The sequence below is a fragment of the Nocardia sp. NPDC004604 genome (assembly GCF_040609795.1).
Taxonomy (GTDB): Bacteria; Actinomycetota; Actinomycetes; order Mycobacteriales; family Mycobacteriaceae; genus Nocardia.
The window spans coordinates 1-2,585 of sequence record NZ_JBEXLC010000310.1; the positions used below are offsets into that span (position 1 = coordinate 1).

General features: G+C 70.4%; 1 protein-coding gene. It reads right to left on the reverse strand.

Annotated features, from left to right (window positions below; translation table 11 throughout):
• A partial coding sequence (locus ABZW16_RS43675) for a type I polyketide synthase (protein WP_354962052.1) occupies positions 1-2,585 on the reverse strand: 2,585 nt, incomplete at both ends.

A 2,585-nucleotide genomic window follows, 5' to 3' on the forward strand; every position in this document is an offset into this window, starting at 1 on the left:
GAAGCGCCGGTCGGCGAGCCAGGTCTGCAGGAAGGTGAGCACGCCGGCGGTCAGCCGGGCGGCGGCGGTCGGGACATCGACGCCGTCCGGCGTGGTCGGGGTGAGGAACACCGTGTCGGGCACCGTGCTCGACGCCGCCGCGGCGGCACCTAGGTCGGCGAGGTCGGCGTACTTCTCCACCTGGATCCCGCTGTCCTGTAGCGCCGAGGTCAGGCCCGGCTCGTCATCACCGAGCACGACCCACCACGAGGCGGCGGGTGCGGGGGCGGTCGGCAACTCCTGCCACCGGATGTGCAGCAGCGACCTCGGTGCCGCCGCAGGTTCGTGGTCGACGGGCGTCCGGCGCAAGGTCAGGGCCGCCACACTGCCGACGCCGCGGCCGTCGGTGTCGGACAACCGCAGTGCGACGGTGTCCGGTCCGGCGGCTGTCAGCCGCACCCGCAGCGCGGTCGCACCGGTCTCGGTGACCCGGACGCCGCGAAAAGCGAACGGCAGGAGCGGAGCTGGATCGTGGGTATCGAGGAGGTCGCCGAGCCCGATCGCGTGCAGGGCCGCGTCCAGCAGTGCGGGATGCACGACGTGCCCGGTCCCCTCGATGTGCTCGGGCAGGGCCACCTCTGCGAACACTTCGTCCTGCCGCGCCCATGCCGCACGCAGGCCGCGGAAGACGGGGCCGTACCGCAGCCCACGGTCCGCCAGGTCGTCGTAGAGCGAATCGAGATCCAGTGGCTGTGCGCCGGCTGGTGGCCACACCAGAGTGTCCTCCTGCGCCGATAGGGAATTCGGCGTCGCGAGAACGGCGGTGGCGTGGCGAGTCCAGGTCGGGTCGAAATCGGCTGCGCGGCTGTGGATACGGATGATGCTGCGGCCCTCGGGGTCCGCCGGTTCGACCGTGAGCCGGACGTCCAGCGCGCCGTCGAGCGGAAGTACCATCGGCGCTTCCAGGGTCAGGTCGTCGAGTTCGGTGCGTCCGCACACCGTCCCCGCGTGCAGGACGAGGTCCACATACGCGGTGCCGGGCAGCACCACTCGGTCGCCGACGGCATGATCGGCAAGCCACGGATGCGAGTCGAGGCCGATCCGGCCGCAGCAGATCAGCGCCCCCGACTGCGGGTCGGCGATCACCGCTGTCAGCAGGGCGTGGCCGGTGCGGTCGACACCGGCGGCACCGAGATCGGCCGGACCAGCGACGCGGTGATCGAGCCAGTAGTGCTTGCGTTGGAACGGGTAGGTCGGCAGTGTCGTCGTGCGGGCCCCGGCCCCGTCGAAGTAGTTGCGCCAGTGCGGGTTCACGCCGCTCGCGACCAGGTGGGCGAGGGCGGCGGTGAGCGAACGCGGCTCGGAACGGTCGGTGCGCAGGCTGGGCACGGCCCCGCTGGGCAGATGCTGGAGCAGCGATGCGGTGGGCCCGACTTCCAGGCAGGTCTTATCGGTGATGTGTTCGAGAGTGTCGGTGAGGCGGACGGTGTTGCGGGCGTGGCGGATCCAGTGATCGGGGTCGATGCGGGTGGTGTCGTCGACCGGCGCTCCGGTGACGGAGGAGATCAGTGGGATCGTCGGCGCGGCGAACGACAGGCCTTCGAGAACCTCGCGGAATTGGTCGAGCATGGGGTCGGTCAGCGGGGAGTGGAAGGCGTGCGAAACCTTCAGCCAGGTGATCCGGTGCCCGGCCAGTTTCTCGGTGACCGCGCGCAGCGCGGCCCGATCACCGGACAGGACAAGGGAGTTGGGTCCGTTGATGGCGGCGATGCCGACTGTGTCCTCGCGCCCGCGGAGGTGGGGGAGAACGTCGTGTTCGGTGATGTCGACCGCGGCCATGGCGCCGCCTTCGGGCAGTGACTGCATGAGCCTGCCGCGGGTGGCCACCAGCGTTGCCGCGTCGGTGAGGGTGAGCACGCCAGCGATGTGGGCGGCGGTGATCTCGCCGATGGAGTGGCCGGTGACGACGGTGGGAGTGACGCCCCAGCTTTCCCACAATCGGTAGAGGGCGACCTGCATCGCGAACAGGGCAGGTTGGGTATATTGCGTGCGGTCGATCAGTGCCGTGTCGTCGCCGAAGATGATGTCGCGCAACGGTTGCGGGAGATTCCGGTCGATCTCCGCGCAGGCGGTGTCGAATGCTTCGGCGTAGACGGGGTAGGTGTCGTAGAGTTCGCGTCCCATGCCGTGGCGCTGACTGCCTTGGCCGGAGAACACCATCGCCACGCCGCTGCCGGACGCTTGGCCGATGATCACGTCCGGATGGGTGCCGCCGCGGGCGAGCGTGCGGAGCGCCTGCGTGCGGAGGGCCGGGTCGTCGGTGGCGATGATGACCGCGCGATGGTCGAACACGGCGCGGCCGGTGGCGAGCGTGTAGCCGATGTCCAGCGCCGAGACCTCGTCGCCGAGCGGGTCGGCGAGCCGGGCCGCCTGGGCGCGCACCGTCGCCTCGTCCGGACCGGAGAGAACCAATGGCACGCAAGGGAGTTCGCGGCGCGGTGGGCGCTGGGCGTCGATGGGTGGTTGTTCGAGGATGAGGTGGGCGTTGGTGCCGCTGATGCCGAATCCTGATACTGCGGCTCGGCGGGGTCGGTTCTGGTTGGGCC